The sequence below is a fragment of the Variovorax sp. GW821-FHT09D07 genome (assembly GCF_059416345.1).
The window spans coordinates 940980-964872 of record NZ_JBWKOY010000001.1 but is presented as its reverse complement, the minus strand read 5'-3'; the positions used below and the strand labels follow the sequence as shown (position 1 = coordinate 964872).

Genomic DNA, 23893 nt, shown 5'->3' with positions numbered 1-23893 from the left:
ATGGCATGCACATGCTCTTTCAGTTGTGAATCGGCTGCGATGAATTGAGGCGTTGGTGCGCCATTCATGACGACCGAGTTCTTTGTCATCAAGGAATAGGGAATTCCCACCCCGATTTTCTACGGAATCCCGTAGTTGAAAATCGGAAATAAATCGGGTAATTAAATCGCGCGAAATTTGCAAAGGCTTCGATCGCCTTGCTGTCGAGGGAGGATCGCCTTGTGCGGAGAGGAGTACGGCGATGGATATGCCTCACATATGAGCCGGCGAATGGCTCACTATGAGCGGGTAACAATTAATTTCAAATTGATGGGAAAAGCAAAGGAAGCCGTTGTTTTTGCGATTTTTTGACGGTATTGGCTCGAAAAGATAGAACGTTAATAGTGGACACATTTGCATATTTGTCGTCACACTTTGAGCCATGCCAAGGTCTCAATCGCCCCAATTCCTTCGCCCACGCGCTCATCGATTTGCGCTGGAAAGCCGGCAGCTATTTGATGGCGCCGCTTTTGTGGAGGCCGCCGCGGCGGCACCGGCGGACGCGCCGCAGGGCCCGCACGGGGATGCGCCGCATGCCGCGGACGCGGCGGCACCCGTTGCCGTGCCGCATGGGCGCGAAAGCACGCCCGAAGCGGACGCGCGATCCGCGCCCGGCCCGGCCCCGGCCTCGTCCAGCGAGGTCTACGTCGTCGACAAGAACGTTGCCAATTGGCAGCAGCTCGCAGCCTCGGTGCCGCAGGGCGCCGGCCTGATCCTGCTGGACACCGGCTCGTCCGGCGTCGAACAGCTGCGCCAGGCGCTCGAGGGGCGCAGCGGCCTCACGGCGCTGCACATCCTCAGCCACGGCAGCGCGGGCGAGATCACGCTGGGCAACGAAACCCTCGACGTCGCCGGCCTGGCGCGCTCGGCCGGCGCCTGGCAGGCGATCGGCGCGAGCCTGGGCGCGAACGGCGACATCCTGCTCTACGGGTGCGACGTGGGCGCCGACGGGCAACGCTTCGTGCAGGCCCTGGGTCGCGCCACGGGCGCCGACGTGGCGGCGTCGAGCGACGCCACCGGCGCCGCCTCGCGCCAGGGCGACTGGTCGCTCGAAGTCGCGACGGGCCTCATCGAGTCGCGCGCCTTCGCCGCCGCCGACTACGACGGCCTGCTGGCCGCGCCCACCGTGTCGACGACCACGCCGCGCCTCACGGTCAGCGAACCCAGCTCGCTCAACGCGCCGGGCGCCGACCGCGCCACGCTCAGCGGCTGGACGCTCACCGACGACGGCGCGGGCAACGTCACGGTCGACGTGACCGTCGAGAACCCCGCGCTGGGCGCGCTGTCCAGCGCCAGCATGAGCGGCGTCACCACCGTGCCCGGCGGCTACCGCTTCGTCGGCAGCGTGGCCGATGCCAACGCCTGGATCAACCAGCTGGTGTTCACCGCCGCCGACACCGAATTGGGCAACGCCACGGCCACCACGCGCATCCTGGTGTCGATCACCGATTCGGAAACGCCGGCGCTCACCGCCAACCGCGCGCTCGACGTGACGATCACGCCGTCGAACGACCCGACCACGGTGGCCGACGCGGCGCAGACGGTCTCCGAGGGCGGCACCACGCTGCTGACCGGCACCACGCTCGACGCCGTCGACCCCGAGGTGACGGTCGGCTCGCAGAACACCGGCCAGATCGTCTACGGCATCGCGACCAACACCACGCACGGCTACCTCACGCTCAACGGCGAACGCATCGGCGTGGGCTCGGTCTTCACGCAGGCCGACGTGCTCGCGGGCCGCGTCGCCTATGTGCACACGGCCACCGGCGCGGACCAGAACCTGGACGACAGCTTCGTCATCGTGGTCAACGACGGCGCCACGCCGCTGGCCGGCTCCGACCACGCCACCATCACACTGAACGTCACGCCGCTGAACCAGCCGCCGGTGGTCTCGGGCGGGGGCAGCGTGTTCGAAGGGCAGCCACCCAACGCCATCGACCCCGGCGGCAACCCGGCCTCGGTCGTGGGCAACTTCATCGTCGCCGACGGCGGCGGCGACGATGCCAGCGGCGACCTCACGGTGCGGCTGACCAGCCTGCCCACCGACGGCACGCTGTACTTCACCGGCACGGTGCTGATCGGCGGCGTGCCCCAGAACGTCACCAACCGCGCCATCACGCAGGCCGACATCGATGCCGGCTTCGTGTTCGGCTACGACGACCGCGGCGGCCTCACCTACGGCAACAACGGCCAGCGCGACAACAACGGGCAGAGCTACCCGTTCACCGACGGCTTCGGCGTCACGGTGAGCGACGCCGGCGGCGGCACGGGCACGCCGTCGTCCACCTCGGGCACCATCGCCATCAACGTGCGTCCGGCCAACGACGACCCGGTGCTCGACCCCGGCAGCACGCTCGAGGCGACCGTGGACCCGGCGGGCGGCGGCTACACCGTGACGCTCACGCCCGGCATGCTCGGCGCGACCGACGTCGATTCGAGCGACGACAACCTGACCTTTGCCGTCACCTCGATGAACGGCCTGAACCAGGGCTACCTGTTGCTCGACGGAAAGATCCTGCCGCCGGGCGGCACCTTCACCATGGAAGACGTGCGTTCGGGCCGCGTGCAGTACGTGCAGACGCAGGGCGCGGCGGCGGGCGACACCGACACCTTCAGCTTCCAGGTGGTCGACAACACGCTCGGGCCGACCTGGGACGCCAACGGCAACACCGTGATCCGCGAGGGCGCCGACCGCAACCCCGACGGCACGCTGAAGACCTACGAGTTCACGATCAACCTCGTCGAAACCCCGGCGGGCAACGGCGATCCGCTGCAGACCATCGACGGCACCGTCACCACCTCGGGCTCCAACCACGCGGGCACCGACCAGAACGGCGCCACGCGCGGCACGCTCAGCGAAGGCGGCTCGGTGGTGCTGGGCGGCACCGGCTCCGACTTCAACACCGTGCCGGGCCTGAGCTACGTGGTCGAAGGCGTGCCGCCGTCGCAGGTGATCTACACGGTCACCGACTACACCGGCACCACGGGGCCCGTGCGCAACGGCGTGCTGCAGCGCTTCGACGGCGCGGCCTGGGTCGACATCGACACCTACGAGACCTTCACGCAGGAAGACCTGAACGCCGGGCGCATCCGCTTCCAGCACGACGGCGACGTGGAAGACTTCGAATCGGCCGTGTCGCTCTCGGTGACGGCCGGCGTCGCCGTCGGCGGCGTGCGCAACGTCTGGAACACCAGCTTCTCGTTCTTCATCACGCCGGTCAACGACGTGCCCGTGGCCACCGGTTCGTCGAACACGGTCATCCGCGAAGGCGAGACCGCCTACCTCACGACCGGGCAGATCCGCGTCGTCGATGCCGACGATGCCGCGAGCGAAAGCTACCTCGAAGGCTCGGCCACGCTGCTGAACGGCGACCCGAACTACGCCTTCAACAACGCCGGCAGCGGGCCGGGCGCGATGCAGTTCGAGTTCGACAGCCTGCCCACCGGCGGCCAGCTGCAGTACTGGAACGGCGCCGCCTGGGTGGCCGTGGCCGTGGGGCAGCGCATCGACGCCTCGCTCATCACCGGCAGTGCCGGCACCACGGGCCTGCGCTTCGTGAGCGACGGCTCCGAGGTGCGCACCACCCAGTTCAACGTGCATGCCGTGGACCGCTGGGGCGCCGCGTCGAACCCCGTCACCGTCGGCATCCAGATCACCAACGTCAACGACGCGCCGGTGATCGCGCCCGACCCGACGCAGCCCGACCCGCCCGGCACCGCCAACCAGCCGCTGACCGTGGCCGAGGGCGGGCGCGGCCAGATCACGCCGGGCATGCTCAGGGCCTTCGACCCCGACAGCACGCTCACGCAGCTGCAGTACACGATCACCTCCGTCACCACGCACGGGCGCATCATGTACTCGACCGACGGCGTCAACTTCGTGGCGCTGGGTGTGGGCTCCTCGTTCACGCAGGCCGATGTGAACGCCGGGCGCATCTACTATTTCAATTCGGGCGACGAATCCGACGGCCACACCGAAGCCAACGGCGATCCGCCGAGCGACCGCTTCACCTTCACGCTGAGCGACGGCGACAAGGAACAGACCGGCGGCCAGTTCTGGATCTACGTCACGCCGCTGAACGACGCGCCCACGGTGACCGCACCGGCCGGGCCGATCGACATCGACAGCAGCAACCCGGCGCACAACCCCGTGCCCGGCTTCAACGTCGGCGACACCGACCTGGACGCGGTGATCCAGGGCGAGACCGACTTCGTCCAGGTGACGGTGCGGCTGCTGGACGCCAACGGCAACCCGCTGAATGCCGCGGCCTACGCGGGCGCCACCATCGGCTCGACCTCGATGGGCGGCGTGACCGTCGACGCCGACAAGAACGGCAGCGGCGACTTCCTCACGCTGCGCGGCACGCGCGCCCAGGTGAACGCCGCGCTCGCCGGCCTGACACTGACCTTCGACACCGACCGCGACCAGGCCTATCGGCTGCAGGTGATCGTCGACGACCGCCTGCGCGACACCGCCACCGGCGTGCTGCAGCCCGGCGCCAACGGCGGCCCGCAGAACGAGCCGAGCGTTCCGGGCGGGCCGAACATCACGATCCCGACCACCGAGTACGACTGGTACGCCGACACGGTGCCCACCACCGGCGACATCACGGGCAACATCGCGGCCGCCTCGGTGCTGGTGCGCGCGTCGAGCGAGAACGACCCGGGCGTGCTGGTCGTGCCGCCCGCGCACACGGTCTACGAAGACCAGCCGACCTACATCGGCGCGGGCTTCGTGGTGTCCGACCCCGAGTCGGCCGCCTTCGGCACGCCCATCACGCTGCGACTGACCGTGCCCAACGGCACGCTGGGCATCGGCGGCACCGGCGGGCAGACGAGCTTCACGCTGCCCAGCGGGCGCGTCGTGACCATCGCCGGCGACAACACCGGCGCGCTCACGCTCGCCGGGCGCGCCAGTGACATCCAGGAGCTGATCACCAGCGGCGCCGCCACGGGCCTGACCTACCGCAGCGCCACCCACGTCAACCACGACCTCAACGGCGCCGACGCCGGCGACGTGACGCTCACCGTCTCCTTCGACGACACCGGTTCGCAGATCGGCGGCGACACCGGCGGCGGCAGCGTGTCGAACAACCCGCCCGACATGACGATGGCGCTGACCATCGTGGCGGTCAACGACGCGCCGACGGCCGGGCTCACGCCGGGCACCAACCCGAACACGCCGCTGTACCTGACGGGCGGCAGCACGCCGTCGGCCGTGCCGGGCTTTGTCGTGCGCGACCTGGACATCGACGGCGACGGCGGCGGCATCGCGCCCGGCGAAGCCGATTTCCTGCAGGTCACCGTGCGCATCACCAACGGCACGGGCGCGCCGCTGGGCGCGGCGCAGTACACGGACGGCGGCAGCGACGCCATCACCATCACCTCGAGCAATGCAGCCGGCTCGGGCGTGACCATCGACAGCACCTACGACGGCACCGGCAGCGCACTCGTCATCCGCGGCACGCGCGCGCAGGTGCAGGCCTACCTCGATGGCCTGCAGGTGGCGCTGGGCGGCAGCCTGGCCAACACCGACCAGGCCTACCGCGTGCAGGTCATCGTGGACGACCGCCTGCGCGAGAACAGCAGCGGCGCGCTGGCGGGCGGCGCCAACGGCGGCCAGAACAACAACGCGAACGGCGGCACGGTGGCGGTGCCCACCACCAACGTCAACCCCTACGCGCTGATCCCCGCGGGGCTGACGGCCAACGTGGCCTCGGCCTACCGCACGCTGTTCCCGTCGTCGATCAACGACCCGGCCCACATCGCGGCCGGCAACCCGACGGTGGACGAGGGCAACGGCAGCGTCACGCTGACCGGCCTCACGGTCACCGACCAGGACGCGGCCGCCACCGACGTGCTGACAGCCACGGTGTCGGTGCCCCCGGGCTTCGTCATCAACGGCGTGGGCGGCAGCGGCGGCACGGTCGGCCCGTTGGGCGGCGCCAGCATCACCATCACCGGCACACTGGCGCAGATCAACAGCCGCATCAACGCCATCTCGATCGCGCTGCCCGACGCCCCCGGCGCCGCGCTGCCGGCCGACTGGAACGGCACCTTCACCGTGACCGTGGTGGTCAACGACGAGGGCCACACCGGCGGGCGTCCGGGCGTCCTGGCGCCCGGCGACAACAGCACGACCGGCACCTTCGCCTACGCGGACGGGGTCGGCAACCGCCTGGTCACCACGCGCACCTTCGTCTTCACGGTGGCGCCGGTCAACGACGCGCCGGTGGTGGTGGGCGGCACCACCCAGACGCTGCCGAACGTCACCGAAGACGTGGGCAACAACGCGGCCGGCACCCCCGTGGGCACCCTGTTCGGCTCGCACTTCGACGACGGCGCCGACCTGATCGACAACAGCGGCAACGGTGGCACCGGCGGCAGTTCGTCCGACACCTTCTTCGGCGTCGCGATCACGGGCCACGTCCCGGACCCCGCGCAAGGGGCCTGGCAGTACTCGCTGGACAACGGCACCACCTGGATTCCCGTCGGCGCACGCACCGACGGCACGGCCCTGGTGCTGGCGGCCGACGCGCAGCTGCGCTTCGTGCCGGCCGCCAACTTCCACGGCACGCCCACCACGCTGACCGTGCGGCTGGTCGAGACCGACACCAACAACGACAGCGCCACCGCCGACCCCACCTCGGGCAGCCAGGTCGACACGTCCGGTGCCCGCAATGGCGGCACCACCGTCTACAGCGCCGGCACCATCGTGCTCGGCACCACGGTGATCAACGTGAACGACCGGCCGACGGCGACCGATGCGACCGTGCCCGCCGGCGTCGAGGACGTGACGGGTGCCGGCGTGCGCGTCGACACGCTGCTGGGCGACGGCTACGGCGACGCGACCGACAACCAGACGGCCATCAGCGGCGGCGGCGATGCATCGACCTCGTTCGGCGGCATCGCCATCGTGGGCAACAACGCCAACGCCGCGCAGGGCGCGTGGGAGTACAGCCTGAACGGCACCGACTGGCTCGCCGTGCCGACGGGCGCCTCCGACACCAGCGCCTTGCTGCTGCCCACCAGCGCGCAGCTGCGCTTCGTGCCGGCGGCCGACTTCAACGGCACGCCCGGCGGGCTGGTCGTGCGCGTGTCCGATGCGCCGGTGGCGGCGGGCAGCGGCGACATCAGCGCCATCGTCAACGACGCCACCAGCCAGTGGTCGGTGCTGCGCAACGTGTCGACCAGCATCGCGCCGCGCAACGACGCACCGGTGATCGGCGGCACCACCGGCGCGACCGCGGTGGAGAACAACCAGACCGGCACCGGCGTCAGCATTCCGCCCGTGGCGCTGGTCAGCGGCGGCACAGTCGGCGACCTCGACCTGGCGACCACGCCCGGCCTGGCCGCTGGCGTGTTCGGCGCGGGTTCGCTCACCGTGAGCCTGGACGGCTACCAGCCGGGCGACCAGCTGTTCGTCAACGGCGCGCTGCCCCCGGGCGTCACCGTCTCGGGCGGCAACGGCGCGCCGCTGGTGGTGCAGTTCGACGCCGACACCACCGTGGCGGAGGTGCGGGCGGTGCTCGACCAGCTGTCCTACCGCAGCAGCAGCGACAACCCGACGGCGTTCGGCACCGACAACGAGCGCGTCTACTCCATCGTGCTCAACGACGGCAACAACGTGCAGCCCGGCGGCAACGCGGGCGGCCCGCAGCCGCTGAACAGCAACGTGCTCACCGGCACGCTCACGATCACCGCCGTGAACGACCCGCCGACCGCGGTCGACGACACGCACAGCATCGACGAAGACACGCCCTCGGTGGGCAGTAACGTCATCAGCGGGCGCATTCCAGGCGAGGCCGACCACGACCCAGACAGCACCACGCTCACGGTCACCAGCATCCGCACCGGCCCCGAGGCCGGCGCCGGCACGGCCGGCACGCTGGGCAGCCCGCTGACTGGCACCCACGGCAGCATCGTGCTGAACGCCGACGGCAGCTACACCTACACGCTGGACAACACCGACCCGCGCGTGCAGGCGCTGATCGCCGGCGAGACGCTCACCGACCTGTTCACCTACGCCATCTCCGACGGCGCGGGCGGCACCGACACCGCGCAGATCACCATCACGATCCGCGGCGCCAGCAACGACGTGCCGGGCATCACGGTGACCGACGCCAACGGCAACGCGACCGGCCAGGTGACGGTGCACGAGTCGGGCCTGACGAGCGTGGGCGACACGAGCGAGACAGCGGGCGCCGGCTTCAATATCGCGGCGGCCGACGGCGTGGCGAGCATCAACGTGGGCGGCACGATGGTGACGCTGGCGCAGCTGCAGGCCCTCACGCCGGGCGCACCGATCACGATCACCACGCCCGACGGCCAGATCCGCCTCACGGGCTTCAGCGGCACCACGCTGTCCAACGGCGTCGTGACCGGCGGCACGGTCAGCTACACCTACACGCTGACCTCGGCGCAGAACCACAGCGCGGGCGAAGTGACCGAGGCGGTGGCGCTGAGCGTGACCGACCGCGACGGCGACGTGGCCAGCGGCACGCTCACGGTGCTGATCGTGAACGACGTGCCCACCGCGAACCCCGACACCAACAGTGTCACCGAAGACACCGCGCCGAACCCCGTGAGCGGCAACGTGAAGACCAACGACCGCGAGGGCGCGGACACGGCCGTGCCGGTGACCGGCGTGAGCTTCGGCGGCAACGCAGGCACGGTGGGCAGCGCGCTGGGCATGGAATACGGCAGCATCGTGCTGAACGCGAACGGAACCTACAGCTACACGCTGAACAACAGCGACCCGCGCGTCAACGCGCTGAAGGACGGCGAGACGCTCACGGACACGGTGAGCTACACCCTCACCGATGCCGACGGCGACACCTCGACCACCACGCTGACGATCACCATCCACGGCCGCACCGACGCCAGCCCCGAGATCGTGCCGTTGGACGGCAACGGCGCGGCCACGGGCCAGACCGAGGTCTACGAGCGCGGCCTGGTCGACGGCCCGGGCGGTCCCGATGCACGCGAGAACGGCAGCGGCGTCGTCACGGTGTCGGCGGCCGACGGCCTGCAGACCGTCACCGTGGGCAACCGCACGCTGACGCTGGCCGAGCTGGCCAACCTGGGCACCACGCCGGTCGTCATCACGACGCCGCTGGGCACGATCACGCTGACGGGCTTCACGGCCACCACCTCGGTGGGCGGCGTGCCGACGGCGGGCAACCTGGCCTACACCTACACGCTGCGCGCGCAGGTGTCGCAGCCGAACGCGACCGAGAGCACGGAAGCCATCGACCTGCAGGTGACCGACGCCGGCGGCGCCACGGCCACGGGCACGCTCACCGTGCGCATCGTGGACGACGTGCCGCAGGCCACCGACGACACGGCCGCCATCACCGAAGACGCCGCGCCGAACACGGTGTCGGGCAACGTGGCGACCAACGACACCATCGGCGCGGACGACCGCAACGTGGCGCCGGTGACGGGCGTGAGCTTCGGCGGCGCGGCCGGCACGGTGGGTGCGTCGATCACCACGACCTACGGCGCCATCGTGCTGAACGCCGACGGCAGCTACACCTACACGCTGAACAACACCGACGCGCGCGTGCAGGCGCTGTCGGTGGGCGAGACGCTGACCGAGCAGGTGCGCTACACGATCACCGATGCCGACGGCGACACCAGCACCGCCACGCTCACGATCACCATCCGCGGCGCCAACGACCTGCCGGGCATCGCCGTCACCGATGCCAACGGCGCGGCGACCGGGCAGGTCACGGTGTTCGAGTCGGGCCTGGTGAGCATCACCGACACGGGCGAGCGCGCCGCCAGCAGCTTCAACATCACCGCGCCGGACGGCGTGGCCAGCATCAACGTCGGCGGCACGGTGGTGACGCTGGCGCAGCTGCAGGCGCTCACGCCGGGCGCGCCGGTCACGATCACCACGCCCGACGGGCAGATCCAGCTGACGGGCTTCAGCGGCACCACGCTGCCCAACGGCATCGTGACCGGCGGCGCGGTCAGCTACACCTACACGCTGGGCGCCCCGCAGAGCCATCGCTCCGGCGGCGTGCTGACCGAGGTGACCGAGCAGATCGCGCTGTCGGTGACCGACCGCGACGGCGACGTGGCGAACGGCACGCTCACCGTGCTCATCGTCAACGACACGCCGCAGGCCACCGACGACACGGCCGCCATCACCGAGGACGCGGTGCCCGACACGGTGAGCGGCAACGTGAAGGCCAACGACCGCGACGGCGCGGACAACGGCAACGGCGTGCCGGTGACGGGCGTGAGCTTCGGCGGCGCGGCCGGCACGGTGGGCGTGTCGCTCACGACCACGTACGGCGCCATCGTGCTGAACGCCGACGGCAGCTACACCTACACGCTGGACAACGACAACGCCGCCGTCAACGCGCTCAAGACCAACGAGCAGCTGACCGAGACGGTGCGCTACACGATCACCGACGCCGACGGCGACACCAGCACCGCCACGCTGACGATCACCATCCACGGCCGGCTGGACGGCGACCCGGCCATCGGCGCGGTGGACGGCAACGGCGCGGCCACGGGACAGGCCGAGGTGCACGAGCGCGGGCTGGTCGACGGCCCGGCCGGCCCCGACACCCGCGAGCGCACCACCGGCACGATCGTGGTCTCGGCGAGCGACGGCATGCGCAGCGTCACCGTGGGCGGGCGCACGCTGACGCTGGCCGAGCTGGCGAACCTGGGCACGACGCCGGTCACCATCGACACGCCGCGCGGCACGCTGGTGCTCACCGGCTTCACGCCCACCAGTTCGGTGGGTGGCGTGCCGACGACGGGCGAACTGGCCTACACCTACACGCTGGACGGGCAGGTGGCGCAGCCGAACGCGACCGAGAGCACGGAAGACATCGCGCTGGTGGTGACCGACGCCGGCGGCGACACGGCCACGGGCACGCTCACCGTGCGCATCGTGGACGACGTGCCCGAGGCCGTGAACGACACCAACGCCATCACCGAGGACGGCGCGCCGAACACGGTGGGCGGCGACGTGAAGGCCAACGACATCGTCGGCGCCGACGACGCCAACGGCGTGCCGGTGACGGGCGTGAGCTTCGGCGGCGTGGCCGGCACGGTGGGCGTGCCGATCACCACCACCTACGGCCGCATCGTGCTGAACGCCGACGGCAGCTACACCTACACGCTGAACAACGCCGACCCGCGCGTGCAGGCGCTGGTCGTGGGCGACACGCTGACCGAGGTGGTGAGCTACACGATCACCGACGCGGACGGCGACACCAGCACCGCCACGCTGACCCTCACCATCCACGGCGCCAACGACGGCGTGACGCTGGTGATCGGCGACAACAACGGCCCCGACACGGCAGGGCAGGCCACCGTGTACGAGCGCGGCCTGGTCGAGCCGGGCGACGCGAGCGAGACCGTCTCGGGCAGCTTCTTCGTCACCGCGCCCGATGGCCTGGGCAGCATCGCGGTGCACGGCACCACGCTCACGCCGGCGCAGCTGGCCGCGCTCGGCACCAGCCCGGTCACCATCGCCACCGACCGCGGGCGCATCACGCTCACCGGCTTCGATGCGGCCACGGGCACCGTGCGCTACACCTACGTGCTGGGCGCCGCGCAGAGCCATGCGGGCGGGCAGGTCACCGACGACATCGCGCTGCAGGTGACCGACCGCGACGGCGACACCACGCAGGGCACGCTGCGCGTGCTGGTGATCGACGACGTGCCCACGGCACGCAACGACGCCACCGCCATCGGCACCACGCGCCCCGGCGCCACGGCCACCGGCAACGTGTTCGGCGGCAGCGGCATGGGCGCGAACGACGTGGCCGACCGCCTGGGCGCGGACGGCACGCCGACGCCGGTCACGGGCGTCTCTTTCGAGGGCGTGGCCGGCACCATCGGCGGATCGACGGCGGGCCGCTACGGCAACCTGCGCCTGAACGCCGACGGCAGCTACAGCTATTCGGTGAACGCCAGCAATGTGCGCGTGGCCTCGCTGGGCGACGGCCAGACGCTGACCGAGGTGTTCGACTACGTCATCACCGACGCCGACGGCAGCACCAGCACGGCGAAGCTGGTCGTCACCATCAACGGCACCTCGCAGCACCGGCCGCTCACGGGTGACCAGGTGTTCCCGGCGGACTTCGGCGACCCCAGCCGCCGCATCGACCAGTCGATGACACCGGCGCTGTTCGTGCAGATCGCGGTGCAGGAATCGCAGCGCCTGAGCCAGAGCTTGTCGGGCGCGATCGCCGCGCGCGCGCTGGGCGGCGACCGCCTCTTCGGCGAGGACCGTCCCACCGACCTGTGGGGCGAGCCGCAGGGCGTGGACTACGCCGAGCACGTGAGCCGCGACGGCGTGGCCTTCTCGCTGCGCATGGTGCGCGACGTGGAGCAGACGCTCGCGCTGCGCGGCGTCACGGCCGGCAAGCTGGTCGACGGCGCGAGCCCGCTGTTCGGCGACTTCGACAGCTTCTCGGCGCCGCAGCAGCAAGCGCCGCAGGAGGCGCCGGCGCGCGAAGGCGGGCGCATCGTGGTGCCGCGTGCCGATGCGGCGCATCCGTCCACCGAGCCCGCGCAGGCCGATGCGGTGCCGGCGGCCGGTGCCGCCGCGCCGGTGGCCGCCGACACGGCGCGCTCGTTCTCCAGCCGCGTGGCCGCGGCCGCCGCGGAGCGCGACGCGGTGCGCGAGCTGCTGCGGCATCCGCAGCGCGCCACGCCCACCGTGCGCGTGCCCACGAGCTGATCGACGCAGAGAAAAACGCCGGAGCCATCGAACCATGTCCTACCCATCGAGCACCATGACCGACATTCACAAGCAACCCGCGTCGACCTTCCGTTTCCCCCTGTCGTGGACCGCTGCCGCGGCCGCGCTGATGCTGGCCGGCTGCAGCATGACGCCGGTGCAGCTCACGCGCGACGAGATCGTGGTGCGCGTGCGCCACGACCAGAAGCAGCTCTACAAGGACCAGGCCGCGGTCGCCACGCCCATGACGTATTCCGAGGTGCTGGCGCGCGCGCTCAAGTACAACGCCGACTACCGCCTGAAGCTCATGGAGTCGGCCCTGGCGCGCGGCCTGCTCGACGTGTCGGCCGCCGACATGCTGCCCAAGCTGGTGGCCGACGCCGGCTACAACGACCGCAGCAACGACTCGGGCGGCACCAGCATCGGCATCGAGGACCGCGTGGTGAGCCTGCGGCCCTCGACCTCGGAGCAGCGCTCGCACTACTACGGCCGCGCCACGCTGTCGTGGAACGCGCTGGACTTCGGCATCAGCTACTTCCGCGCCAAGCAGGCGGCCGACGAGGTCAACATCTCGGAAGAGCGCCGCCGCAAGATCCTGCAGAACATCGCGCAGGACGTGCGCAGCGCCTACTGGCGTGCCATCGGCGCGCAGCAGCTCATCGGCGATGCCGACCGGCTGGCTGTGCGCATCGAGGACGCGTTGAAGAAGTCGCGCGAGGCCGAGCGCGCCGGCGTGCTGCCGCCCGCGCAGGGCCTGGCCTACCAGCGCGCGCTGCTCGACGCAATGTCGCTGGTCAACGCCAAGCGCCAGGAGATGCAGTTCGCCAAGCGCGAGCTGGCCGCACTCATGAGCCTGCCGCCGGGCGTCGACTTCACGCTGGTCGAAGGGCCACAGGACGGGCGCGCACCGGTCACGCTGGACATCGACAAGCTGGAGGTCGCCGCGCTGGAAAACCGCGCGGAGCTGCGCGAGGAAGACTACAAGGCGCGCATCGGCATCGCCGAGACCAAGAAGCAGATCGCCTCGCTGTTCCCCAGCCTGAACCTGTACGCCGGGGCGCGCTACGACTCCAACTCCTTCCTCTACAACAGCAACTGGAGCGACGCGGGCGTGAGCCTGTCGATGGACCTGTTCCGGCTGGCGGCCATCCCGGCCATCAACCGCACCAACGACGCGCGCAAGAAGACCGACGAAGCCCGCCGCCTGGCGCTGACCATGGCGGTGGTCACGCAGGTGCGCGTGTCGGCCGAGCGCTACAAGCTGGCGGTGGTTGACCAGGAACTGGCCGCCGAATCCAGCCGCGTCGATCAGCGCATGGCCAGCGTGGCGCGTGCCGGCGCGAGCAACCAGCTCGAGAGCGAACTCGAGGCGCTGCGCGTCGATGCGCGCGCGCTGGTGTCGCGCTTCCAGCTGGCCACGGCTTATGCGGCCACGCAGACCTCGTACGGCCGGGTGCTCAACTCGGTCGGCATCGACCTGATGCCGGCCACGGTGGCCAGCACCGACATCAAGACCGTCGCCAAGGCCATCGAGCAGAGCATGGCCGAGGGCGAGAAGGCGGTGTTCCTCGAGGCGGCGCTGATCCCGGTGCGCAACCGGCCGGTGACCGTGCGCGTGCGCGACCTGCCAGCGGGCGTGAGCGAAGCGGCGGTGCGCGGCGCGGTCGAGCGCATCGTCACGCGCAACGAGCTGGTGGCCTCGGGGTCGGCCGATGCGCTCGTGCTCACGCTGGCCTTCCAGCGCAACGTGCCGCAGCAGCGCGGCACCACGCGCGCCCAGTGGCGGCTCACGCTGGCCGAGCCGGGCGGGCGCGAGCTGCTGTCGCAGAACTACGCGAGCTACGTGCCGGCCGTGACCACGGAGAGTGCCGTGAGCGCCTTCGCCGAGGCGGCGACGCTGTCGGTGATCACGGATGTGCGGCGCCTCGCGCGCACGGGCGCCACGGTGACGCAGAAGTGAAAGCGAGCCCGCCCTTGAAACCGTCGTCCTTCTCCGCGCTTCGCATCGGCGTGCTCCTGGCCTGCGCCCTGGGCGGTGCCCTGCAGGCCGGCGCCCAGCCGGCACCCGCGCCGCGCGCCGCCCCGGCGGGTGCGCCGGGCAACCTGGCGCCGGTGCGTTTTCTCGTCGTGGCCGCGCAGGAAAGCGTGCTCTCGGCCTCGGCACCGGGCCGGTTCGCGAAGGTGCCGGTGAGCCTGGGCGACACAGTGCGCGCGGGCCAGGTGCTGGCCGCCTACGAATGCGACGAGATCCAGGCGCGCCGCGCCGCCGCGCGGGCCGAGCACGAGGCCGCCAAGGTGCAGTACGTGGGCAAGCTGAAGCTGCAGGGTCTGCAGTCGGCGGCCGAGATCGAGGTCGAGCTGGCGGCGGCCAACGTGAACAAGGCGCAGAGCCAGGTCCGCATCTTCGATGCGCAGATCGCGCAGTGCAATTTCGTGGCGCCGTTCGCCGGCAAGGTGGCGCGCGTGCATGTGAAGGTGGGGCAGGGCGTGAACCCCGGCGCGCCGGTGGTCGAGCTGGTCGGCAATGGCCCATTGAAGGCGCGCATGAACGTGCCCTCGCAATGGCTCGCGTGGCTGAAGACCGGCCAGCGCCTGGACGCCACGGTCGACGAGACCGGCGCTGCGTTGGTGTTGAAGGTCACGCGCGTGTCGGGCCGCGTGGACGCGGTGAGCCAGACCATCGAGATCGAGGCCGAGCTCGCGGGCGATGCGGCCGGCCAGGTGCTGCCGGGCATGAGCGGGCAGGTGCGCGCGCCGGTCGGCAGGGGATGAGCGCCGCGCGCGGCAAGGGCGGAGCGTCGTGACCGATCTCGCGTTCCATGCGCTGGCCGCGAAGGTGCGCGCGGCGCAGCGTCCGGCCGACCTGGCCTTTCTGATCTGCAACGAGACCCACGCGATCGCGCCGTACCGGCAGGCCGCGCTGGTCGGCTTCTTCGGTGCGCGCCGCACGCGGCTGGTGGCGCATTCGGGGCTGGCCGATGTGGAGTCCGACTCGCCCTATGCGCTGTGGCTGGCCTCGGTGGCCGACCACCTGAAGGCGCGGCTGGACGAACTGCCGGCCGCCGCGCGCGTGCTGGCGTTGTCGCCCGGCATGCTGCCGCCCGCGCTCGCCGCCTCATGGGCCGACTGGCTGCCCGACCAGGTGTGGGTGCTGCCCATGGCCGACCCCGACGGCCGCGCACGCGCCGCGCTGTTCCTGGCGCGCGAGGCGCCGTGGCCCACTGAGTTCGACGCCAAGGCGCCCGAGTTCCTGCTGCTGCAGGCCGCCGCGATGTACGGCCATGCGTGGTGGGCACTGACCGGGCGCCGCCGCTCCATCGGCACGCTGCTGCAGGAAGCCTGGGCGCGCAAGCCGCTGCGCTGGGCGCTGGCGCTGCTGCCGCTCGCGCTGCTGGTGCCGGTGCGCGAGTACGCGCTGCTGCAGGCGGAGGTGATCTCCACGCGCAGCCAGGTGATCGCCTCGCCGCGCGACGGCGTGATCCGTCGCATGACCGTGCCGCCCAACACGCCGGTGGTGGCCGACCAGACCATCGCCGAGCTCGACGACACCACGCTGGACAACCGCCTGGCCGTGGCGCGCGCGGCGCTGTCGACCGCGCGGCTGGAGCTGCACCAGGCCTCGCAACGGGCCATCGAGTCGCAGTCGGCCAAGGCCGAGCTGAGCCTGGCCGAAGGCAAGCTGCGCGAGCGCGAGGTGGAGGTGGGTGCGCTGCAGCGCGAAGTGGCGCAGCTGCAGATCAAGGCGCCGGCCGCGGGCGTGTTCGTGTACTCCGACCCCGACGACTGGGCCGGCCGCCCGGTGCAGACCGGCGAGCGCGTCGGGCTGCTGGCCGACCCGGCCGTGCTCGGCGTGCAGGCCTGGGCACCGGTGAGCGAAGCGGTCAACCTGGCGCCGGGCGCGCCCATGACGCTGTTCCTGCGCGTGGCGCCGCTGGACCCGGTGTCGGCCCGGCTCGATCACGCCGGCTACCAGGCGGTCGAGGCGCCCAACGGCGTGGCGAGCTACCAGCTGCGCGGCCACCTGAGCGAACCCTCGGGCGTGGCGCGCATCGGCCTGCGCGGCACGGCGCGCGTGTCGGGCGAGTGGACCGTGCTCGGCTACCTGCTGCTGCGCCGGCCGTTCGCGGCGGCGCGGGAGTGGTGCGGGTGCTGAGCGGCACGGCGCCCGCAGGCCGTGGCGCCCCGGCGGGTGCTGCAGCGCCGCCGCCGTGGCCGGCGCTGCGCGAGGAACTGCAGATCCATCCGGCCGGCGCCAACGGCGACGGCTCGCCGGCCTGGCACGTGTGCGACCCGGTGCGCAACCTGTTCTTTCGCATCGGCTGGCTCGAGTTCGAGATCCTTCAGCGCTGGCCGATGGCCGACGCCGCGCGCATCGCGCAGGCGATCGAACGCGACACCCCGCTGGCGCCCGACGCCGACGACGTGGCGCGCTTCCAGGGCTTTCTCGAACAGCACCAGCTGCTGCGCACCGTGCGCCGCAAGCCGCCGATGCCGGCCTGGCGATGGCTGCTCAACAACTACCTGTTCGTGCGCATTCCGCTGGTGCGGCCGGCGCGGCTGCTCGAGAAGATGCTGCCCTGGGTCGAGTGGCTCTACAGCCGCTGGTTCGTGGCGCTCAGCGCGCTGGCCGCCGGCGTCGGCATGCTGCTGGCCGCGCGGCAGTGGGACACGGTGGCGGCCCAGCTGCGCGGCGCCATCAGCTGGGAAGGCGTGCTGGGTTTTGCGGGCGCGCTCGTGGTGTCGAAGCTGCTGCACGAGATGGGGCACGCGCTCATGTCCACGCGCCACGGCGTGCGCGTGGGGCACATGGGCGTCGCGCTGCTCGTGATGTGGCCGATGGCCTACACCGACACCGGCGAAAGCTGGAAGCTGGCGCGCTCGCGGCACCGCCTGGCCATCGCGTCGGCCGGCATCTGCGCCGAGCTGGTGCTGGCCGCGTGGTCGACGCTGTTGTGGGCCTTCATGCCCGACGGCGACCTGCGCAATGCGCTGTTCTTTTTGGCGACCACGGCCTGGGTGCTGACGCTCGCGGTGAACGCCAGTCCCTTCATGCGCTTCGACGGCTACTACATGCTGACCGACGCGCTCGATTTTCCGGGCCTGCACGAGCGTGCCGGCCAGCAGGCGAAGCGCGCGCTGCGGCGCTGGCTGCTGGGCTTCGACGATCCGTCGCCCGAGACGCTGACGCCGGGCTTCCGGCGTTTTCTCATCGCCTTCGCGTTCGCCACCTGGGTCTACCGGCTGGTGCTGTTCATCGGCATCGCGGTCGTGGTCTATCACGCGTTCTTCAAGGCGCTGGGTGTGTTCCTTTTCATCGTCGAGATGGGCGTGTTCGTGGTGCGGCCGGTGATGGCGGAGCTGCGCGTGTGGCACGCGCGGCGCGGCGAGATCAAGCCACGGCGGCGCCTCGGCGCGGCGCTGCTGCTCGCGCTCGTGGCGGTCGTGCTGCTGGTGCCGTGGCACGGCGGCATCTCGGCGCCGGGCGTGATCCGGGCGGGCGTCGAGCAGCCCGTGTTCTCGCCTTACGCGGCGCGGCTGGCGGCGATGGAAGCGAACGACGGCGCGGCCGTGGCGGCGGGGCAGTCGCTGGTCACGCTCGAGGCGCCCGGCCAGACCGAGGAGCGCGAGAAGGCGCGCGTGATGTCCAGCGCCTACGCGCGCGCGGCGCGCGGCGCCATGGGCCTGGAAGAACGACCGGCGGCGCAGCAGGTGCTGGCCGAGCAGCAGGCCAGCCGCTGGGACACCGAACGCCGCGCGCGCGACGCCGAGCTGCTGCGCCTGCGGCTGGTGGCGGCGCACGGCGGCACGCTGCGCGACGTCGATCCGCTGCTGCAGTCCGGCACGTGGGTGGCGCCGTCGCAACTGATGGCGATGGTGGTCGACGGCCGGCGCTGGCGCGTGGAAGCGCTGGTGCCCGAGCACGACCGCCAGCGCCTGGCTGCCGGCAGCCGCGCGGTGATCCTCGTGAAGGGCCGCACGCGCAAGCTCGAAGGGCAGGTGCGCGCCATCGACAACAGCCCGGTGCGCCGGCTGCCGCACCTGCTGCTGGCGCAGGACCACGGCGGCCCGATCGCGCTCAACCCGACCGCGCAGAAGAAAGACCTGCGTCCGGCCGAAGCCTGGTTCCGCGTGACGGTGGAGGGAGAAGACGACGCGCCGGTCGATGGCGTGCGCGAGGTGCGCGCGCATTTCGAAGGCACCCGCGAGAGCCTGGCCCGCCGCTGGATCCATGCGGCGACCTCGGTGCTGATCGAGCAGTCGGGGTTCTGAACAAGCGCGCCCGCTTGCGCCGGCCGGCCATGTGCCGGCAGGCGATGCCCGCGGTCTGCCTTACAGCCGGGTGTGCTCGGAGCGCGGCAGGCGGTCCTGGTCGGAACGCAGGACTGCCAGCATGCTCATGAGCGTCACGCCCGCGGCAAGACCGACCAGGAAAGCAAGCACAACGAGGGAGGGGTCGGTTGTCATGCGGTTCTAACGCCGACCCATCCCGCAAGGTTTACGAGTGTTTACACTTATTTGTCATGTCTGCAGGTCCGGGGTAAACAGGCGTCCACAAGAGGGTCCCTGTGCTTCGGCACCCACCTGCCACACGGCGTGGCTATAGTCGTTCGACCATGCAGAAACGGATCGAGGTTGTCTTTGTCTCGCGGCGCAATTCGCTGCGCAGCGTGCTGGCCGAGGCCTGTCTTGCCCACCTCGATGCGAAGCGCTTTTCGGTGCGCTCGTGCGGGCAGCCGGGGCGGCTGGCGGCGGACGTGCACCCCGCGGCCGTCGAGGCACTGGGCAGCGCCGGCATGGCCTTGCCGACCTCGCCGCCGCGCAGCTGGGACCTGCTGGCGCGCGCGGGATCGCACAACGCCGATGTCGTCATCACGCTCGACCCCGCGCTCGAACCGCTGCAGCCGCGCTGGCCCGGCCAGCCCGATGCGGCGCTGTGGCCTTACCCCGACGTGGCCGGCGCCAATGCCGGCCCGGACGACGCGGCGCATGGCGCGCTCCTGGTGCTGTATTCGCTGCGCCGCCGGCTCGAATTGCTGGTCAACCTGCCGCTCGTGGGCGCCGACCGCAGCGCGCTGCGCTCCGACATCCGCGACATGGCGCACATGCGCTGACGCGCTCCGCTAGGGAGCGGCGAGCCGCAGCACGAAGGTCTTGGTGTGCGGGTCGGTGAGAAACACCTGCGCCACCTGCCAGGCCTGCGCATGCGCGTCGCGCCAGGCGGTGGCGTACTTGATGTCCAGGCGGGTCATGGGCGGTTCGTCGAGCCGCTCGAGCCGGCGCCAGAGCCGGTAGCAGTGCGCGACCTGCCGGGGCGAGCCGAGCAGTTCCTCGAGTTTGATGCGGTAGGTGAATGCCGCCACCATCACGTCGCGCACCGTGACGTTGCGGCCCTCGACTTCGATGGTGTAGAGGTGCTCGGCGGAGTGGATCTCGTCCTTCATGCGGCGGCGCGGAAATCGGGGCGGACGGTGTCGACCTGCAGGGCAGGCCGGTCGGGAGGATGCGCAGAAAGAGGGAGACGGATCACGGCCGCTCCATCCTAGATGGCACGCTGTTTCGGCGCGAGTGCCGAAAGTCATGCGGATGTTCACACATGGTGTCCCTTTGCGCGAAGCGCGTGAAATTGTTATTAAACGAAATTAAATGCTAATACCTAGGAACTATGTCCTAGGGCGGCGCCGGCAGTAGCCCTAAGCTCCTCACTGACATGAGCGCCACACAGCAACATCTTTTCGTCGAACTTTCCGACGGTTGGTCCAGCGAGATCGACATCCGCCAGACCACCGGCGGCCGCTATGCCGGCGTGGCCGAACTCCGCCTGCGCGGGCTCAAGCGCGGCGTGCTCGTCTTCATGCAACAGCCCTCGCTGGACGCCGCGCTCGCGCGCGTGCGACTGCGGGCCAGCCAGTTCGCCCGCGAGCGCCTGTCGCTCGCCGAAGCCCGGACCGGCGCACGGGCGAGCTGAGCGGGTTCATCCGCACCCGCCGCACCCGCCGCACTTGCGGTTGAAGTTTTTCTATCCCGGCCATCGGCATTGCCAAACCCGCTGCGCCCGCAAGCGGCGCACCATCGAGGCTCACGGATCTCACCGATGGAGCACACGACATGTTGAAGACCTTCAGGAAAGCCATGGGCGCCGCCATTTCGCTGGCCGGGTTCGTGGTGCTGGTGACCCAGCAACTCTGAACGCCCGGCCTCTTTTCCCACATGCTGCAGCTCAGGGCCGCGCCGGCAGCAGCGGCGAGGTGTACACCGCCGGCGGCGGGCGCTGCGGATGCACCGAGGTGCCGAAGGTGTTGCCCATGCGATGCCCGGTCGCCGCGCGGTTGAACAACCCCAGCTGATTGCCCGGCCGCTGCGTGATCGCTTCCGACGCCAGCCCGGGCGCCGCGTCGTCCGGCCCGCGCGCGGGCATCGTGGGCGCGAGCTTGCGGGTCAGGCAGTCGTAGGCGGGCGTGCGCTCGCCGTTCACCACCACTTCGACGCAGCTGCCGTCGGCTTCGCCGCCACCGGAGGGCGGCGTCTGCGCCGCCGCGCCAGTGCCGATCACCGAGAGCATCACGCCGAACAGCCACACACCGACGCGCATCGTTGCACCCCAGGAAAAAAAAGAAGAAGAAACGCCGTACCGCGATCACGGCCAACCCGGCAGTCTGGACCGCGCGCAAGTCAGGAAGAAGACGGAATCTCGCGAGCTCGGAAGTGTGAACGAAACGTCACATGTCGGTCATGCACGGTCGCTAGTCTCGCCCGCACGCTCACCCGGGCCGCACGGCGGACGGCCGCTTTCCAGACCCTTCGTTGCTGCTGTTGATCCTCCGTCACATGACACGTACTTCCGCATCGGGCGGTGGCCTGACACTGTCCTGGTGCCTGGTCATGGCGCTGGTGATGTGCGCCGCCCACGCCGCGGCAGCCGACGACATGGCGAGCGACGCGCCGGCGCTGCATTTCGACCTGCCGGCGCAGCCGCTGGCACGCTCCCTCGCCGTCTTCGGCCGCCTCACCGGGCATTCGGTGCTCGTCACCAGCCGCCTCACCGACGGCCGCGAGGCGTCGCCGGTGCAGGGCGACTTCGCGCCGCGCGACGCGCTGCAGCGGATGCTCGTGGGCACCGGGCTGGTGGCGCGCTACACCGGCGCCAGCGCGTTCACGCTCGTGCCCGCACAGTCGGCGACCGCCGTCCCCGAAGAACGCGCGCCGGCGGGCGCCGCCCCGGCCGGCAATGCCCCGGCCTTGCAGGCCTACGCGGCCGTGCTGCAGGGCGCGGTCACGCGCGTGCTGTGCATCGCGCAGCCCGACGCCTTCGGCCGCTACCGGCTCGCGGTCCAGTTGTGGATCGACCCGGCGGGCGCCGTCACCGAGGCCCGCCTGCTCGAGGGCAGCGGCGTGCCGGCGCGCGATGCCACGGTGCTCGCCAGCCTGCGCACGCTCGGGCTGGACACGCCGCCGCCGGCCGCGCTGCCGCAACCCGTCACGCTGCTGCTGACGCCGCGCCCCGATCCGGCGCGCGACTGCCGGCCGTACCTGCGCGCGCGCGCAGGCTGAGGCGCATGTCCGAATCGATCAAGGCCTCGCTGCGTGCGCTGTTCCTGGCGCGCTATGCGCAGTTCCGCAAGCACCTGCACCACCGCCTCGGTTCGGAAGACCTCGCCAACGACGCGCTGCAGGAGGCCTACCTGCGCGTGGAGAACTCGACCGTGCGCAGCGCCGTGCGCTACCCCTCGGCCTACCTGTTCCGCATTGCGCTCAACGTGGCGGAAGACCAGCGCAAGAGCAACGCGCGGCTGCTGAGCGTGGGCGAGGTCGAGGCGCTGTACGACATGGCCGACGAGGCCGCCGACCCCGCGCGCGGCGCCGAGGCGCGCAACGAGCTCGAGGCGCTCGAGCGCGCGCTGGCCGAGCTGCCGCGCCGCCGCCGCGCCATCGTGCTGGCCGCGCGCGTCGACGAGATGCCGCACAAGGACATCGCGGCGCGCTACGGCGTGTCGGCGCGCACCGTCGAGAAGGAACTGCGCGCCGGCCTGGAACATTGCTGCGAGCGGCTCGGCCGGGATTTCATCCAGCGCTTCGGTCCTGGCGCCGGAAAACAGTCTCCCCATGATGACCGCTGAAGAATCCCAGGCGACCGAGGCCATGAAGCAGACCCTGCAACGCGAAGCGCAAGCCTGGGTGGTGCGGCTCGGCTCGCAACAGGCCACCGAAGACGACGCCCAGGCCTTCCGGCGCTGGTGCGCGCGCAGCCGCGAGCACGCGCAGGCCTTCGTGCAGGCGCGGCAGGTGTGGCAGGCCATGGCGCCGGCCGCGCAGCGCGTGCGCCAGCAGGAAGCGCGCGAGGCGGCTCGCCGTCTGCCGGTGCCCGGACGCCGTGCCTTCCTGGGCGGCGCGGTCGCGGCGTCGGTCGCCTACCTCGCGGTGTCGCCGCCGCTGGCGCTGTGGCCCTCGGTCGCCGAATGGGGCGACGACTACCGCACCGCCACCGGCGAGCAGCGCGAGGTCGCCATGGGCGACGGCGTGGTGCTGCAGATGAACACGCAGACGCGCATCAACCTGCGGCACGGCACAACGGAGAGCGCGGGCGAAGCCATCGAGCTGGTGTCCGGCGAGGCCGAGGTGCTCGCCGGCGGCCCGGCGTCGGCGCGCGTCACGGTCGCGGCGGGCGGCGGCACGGTGTCGGCGACGCGCGCGCGTTTCAACATCCGCCACCTCGACGGCGAGGTCTGCGTGACCTGCCTGGCGGGCCAGGTCGACGTGGCGCAAGGCACGCAGCAGGCGCGGCTCGACGAAGGCCGGCAGCTGCGCTACGGCCCCGCGGGGCTCGGCGTCGTCACCGGTGTGGACACGGGCCCGGTTGTCGCCTGGCGCCGCCGCCAGCTCGTGTTCGACCAGGTGCCGCTGTCCGAAGTGGTGGCCGAGGTCAACCGCTACCGCCACGGCCGGCTCATCCTCACGAACGAGGCGCTGGGCCGCAGCCGCGTGCAGGCCAGCTTCTCCATCGACCGGCTGGACGACGTGGCCTTCCTCGTGCGCGACGTGTACGGCGCCGAACTCACGCAGCTGCCCGGCGGCATCGTGCTGCTGGGCGCCGCCAGCGCCTGAAGTGCGTTCGTGAAGATTTCGTGACATGGTGCAGTCGCG

The 23893-nt window shown here is 71.1% G+C and carries 12 protein-coding genes; 10 read left to right on the top strand and 2 right to left on the bottom strand.

Annotated elements, in window-relative coordinates:
• Positions 1-511: 511 nt before the first annotated feature.
• From AC07OX_RS04330 to AC07OX_RS04305, 6 genes are all read left to right on the top strand, one after another.
• A complete protein-coding gene (locus tag AC07OX_RS04330) occupies positions 512-12754 on the top strand; it encodes a cadherin-like domain-containing protein (RefSeq protein WP_495259989.1) in 12243 nt (4080 codons plus the stop codon).
• A gap of 34 nt (positions 12755-12788) precedes the next feature.
• Positions 12789-14714 carry a TolC family protein gene (locus AC07OX_RS04325; RefSeq protein ID WP_495259988.1) on the top strand — a complete coding sequence of 642 codons (1926 nt, stop codon included), beginning with the start codon at positions 12789-12791 and terminating at the stop codon, positions 14712-14714.
• Positions 14715-14728: 14 nt separating this feature from the next.
• Positions 14729-15526 carry an efflux RND transporter periplasmic adaptor subunit gene (locus tag AC07OX_RS04320; RefSeq protein ID WP_495259987.1) on the top strand — a complete coding sequence of 266 codons (798 nt, stop codon included), beginning with the start codon at positions 14729-14731 and terminating at the stop codon, positions 15524-15526.
• A 28-nt stretch (positions 15527-15554) separates the two neighbouring features.
• Complete coding sequence (locus AC07OX_RS04315) at positions 15555-16907, top strand: efflux RND transporter periplasmic adaptor subunit (protein WP_495259986.1); 1353 nt, start codon at positions 15555-15557, stop codon at positions 16905-16907.
• Positions 16901-19024, top strand: coding sequence for a site-2 protease family protein (locus AC07OX_RS04310; protein WP_495259985.1), 2124 nt, complete (start codon positions 16901-16903; stop codon positions 19022-19024). The genes AC07OX_RS04315 and AC07OX_RS04310 overlap by 7 nt, the downstream gene beginning before the upstream one ends.
• A gap of 344 nt (positions 19025-19368) precedes the next feature.
• Positions 19369-19866, top strand: coding sequence for an arsenate-mycothiol transferase ArsC (locus AC07OX_RS04305; protein ID WP_495259983.1), 498 nt, complete (start codon positions 19369-19371; stop codon positions 19864-19866).
• Positions 19867-19875: 9 nt separating this feature from the next.
• Here the strand turns inward: AC07OX_RS04305 and AC07OX_RS04300 are convergent, their stop codons facing one another.
• On the bottom strand, positions 19876-20196 hold the full coding sequence (locus AC07OX_RS04300; RefSeq protein WP_062482657.1) for a hypothetical protein: 321 nt from the start codon (positions 20194-20196) through the stop codon (positions 19876-19878).
• A 266-nt stretch (positions 20197-20462) separates the two neighbouring features.
• Between AC07OX_RS04300 and AC07OX_RS04295 the strand changes: the two genes are divergently transcribed.
• Positions 20463-20720 (top strand): hypothetical protein, encoded by a 258-nt coding sequence (locus AC07OX_RS04295; RefSeq protein ID WP_095947032.1) that lies wholly within the window; start codon positions 20463-20465, stop codon positions 20718-20720.
• Positions 20721-20972: 252 nt separating this feature from the next.
• On the opposite strand, the gene AC07OX_RS04290 is transcribed toward AC07OX_RS04295, so the two are convergent.
• Positions 20973-21344 carry a hypothetical protein gene (locus AC07OX_RS04290; protein ID WP_495259982.1) on the bottom strand — a complete coding sequence of 124 codons (372 nt, stop codon included), beginning with the start codon at positions 21342-21344 and terminating at the stop codon, positions 20973-20975.
• Positions 21345-21580: 236 nt separating this feature from the next.
• On the opposite strand from AC07OX_RS04290, the gene AC07OX_RS04285 reads away from it, so the two are divergent.
• From AC07OX_RS04285 to AC07OX_RS04275, 3 genes are read left to right on the top strand one after another with little or no spacing between them, the layout of a single operon-like run.
• Entirely contained in the window at positions 21581-22303 is a 723-nt protein-coding gene (locus AC07OX_RS04285) for a secretin and TonB N-terminal domain-containing protein (protein ID WP_495259981.1), read from the top strand.
• A 5-nt stretch (positions 22304-22308) separates the two neighbouring features.
• The gene (locus AC07OX_RS04280; RefSeq protein ID WP_070061200.1) at positions 22309-22869 is read left to right on the top strand and encodes an RNA polymerase sigma factor; all 561 of its coding nucleotides are present in this window, start codon (positions 22309-22311) and stop codon (positions 22867-22869) included.
• A complete protein-coding gene (locus tag AC07OX_RS04275) occupies positions 22859-23854 on the top strand; it encodes a FecR family protein (RefSeq protein WP_495273850.1) in 996 nt (331 codons plus the stop codon). Before AC07OX_RS04280 ends, AC07OX_RS04275 begins: the two co-directional genes overlap by 11 nt.
• Positions 23855-23893 lie beyond the last annotated feature (39 nt).

Coding starts and splice junctions, on each gene's coding strand:
- AC07OX_RS04325 (WP_495259988.1), top strand. CDS start 12,789: ATGTCCTACCCATCGAGCACCATGACCGACATTCACAAGCAACCCGCG.
- AC07OX_RS04305 (WP_495259983.1), top strand. CDS start 19,369: ATGCAGAAACGGATCGAGGTTGTCTTTGTCTCGCGGCGCAATTCGCTG.
- AC07OX_RS04300 (WP_062482657.1), bottom strand. CDS start 20,196: ATGAAGGACGAGATCCACTCCGCCGAGCACCTCTACACCATCGAAGTC.
- AC07OX_RS04295 (WP_095947032.1), top strand. CDS start 20,463: ATGAGCGCCACACAGCAACATCTTTTCGTCGAACTTTCCGACGGTTGG.
- AC07OX_RS04290 (WP_495259982.1), bottom strand. CDS start 21,344: ATGCGCGTCGGTGTGTGGCTGTTCGGCGTGATGCTCTCGGTGATCGGC.
- AC07OX_RS04285 (WP_495259981.1), top strand. CDS start 21,581: ATGACACGTACTTCCGCATCGGGCGGTGGCCTGACACTGTCCTGGTGC.
- AC07OX_RS04280 (WP_070061200.1), top strand. CDS start 22,309: ATGTCCGAATCGATCAAGGCCTCGCTGCGTGCGCTGTTCCTGGCGCGC.
- AC07OX_RS04275 (WP_495273850.1), top strand. CDS start 22,859: ATGACCGCTGAAGAATCCCAGGCGACCGAGGCCATGAAGCAGACCCTG.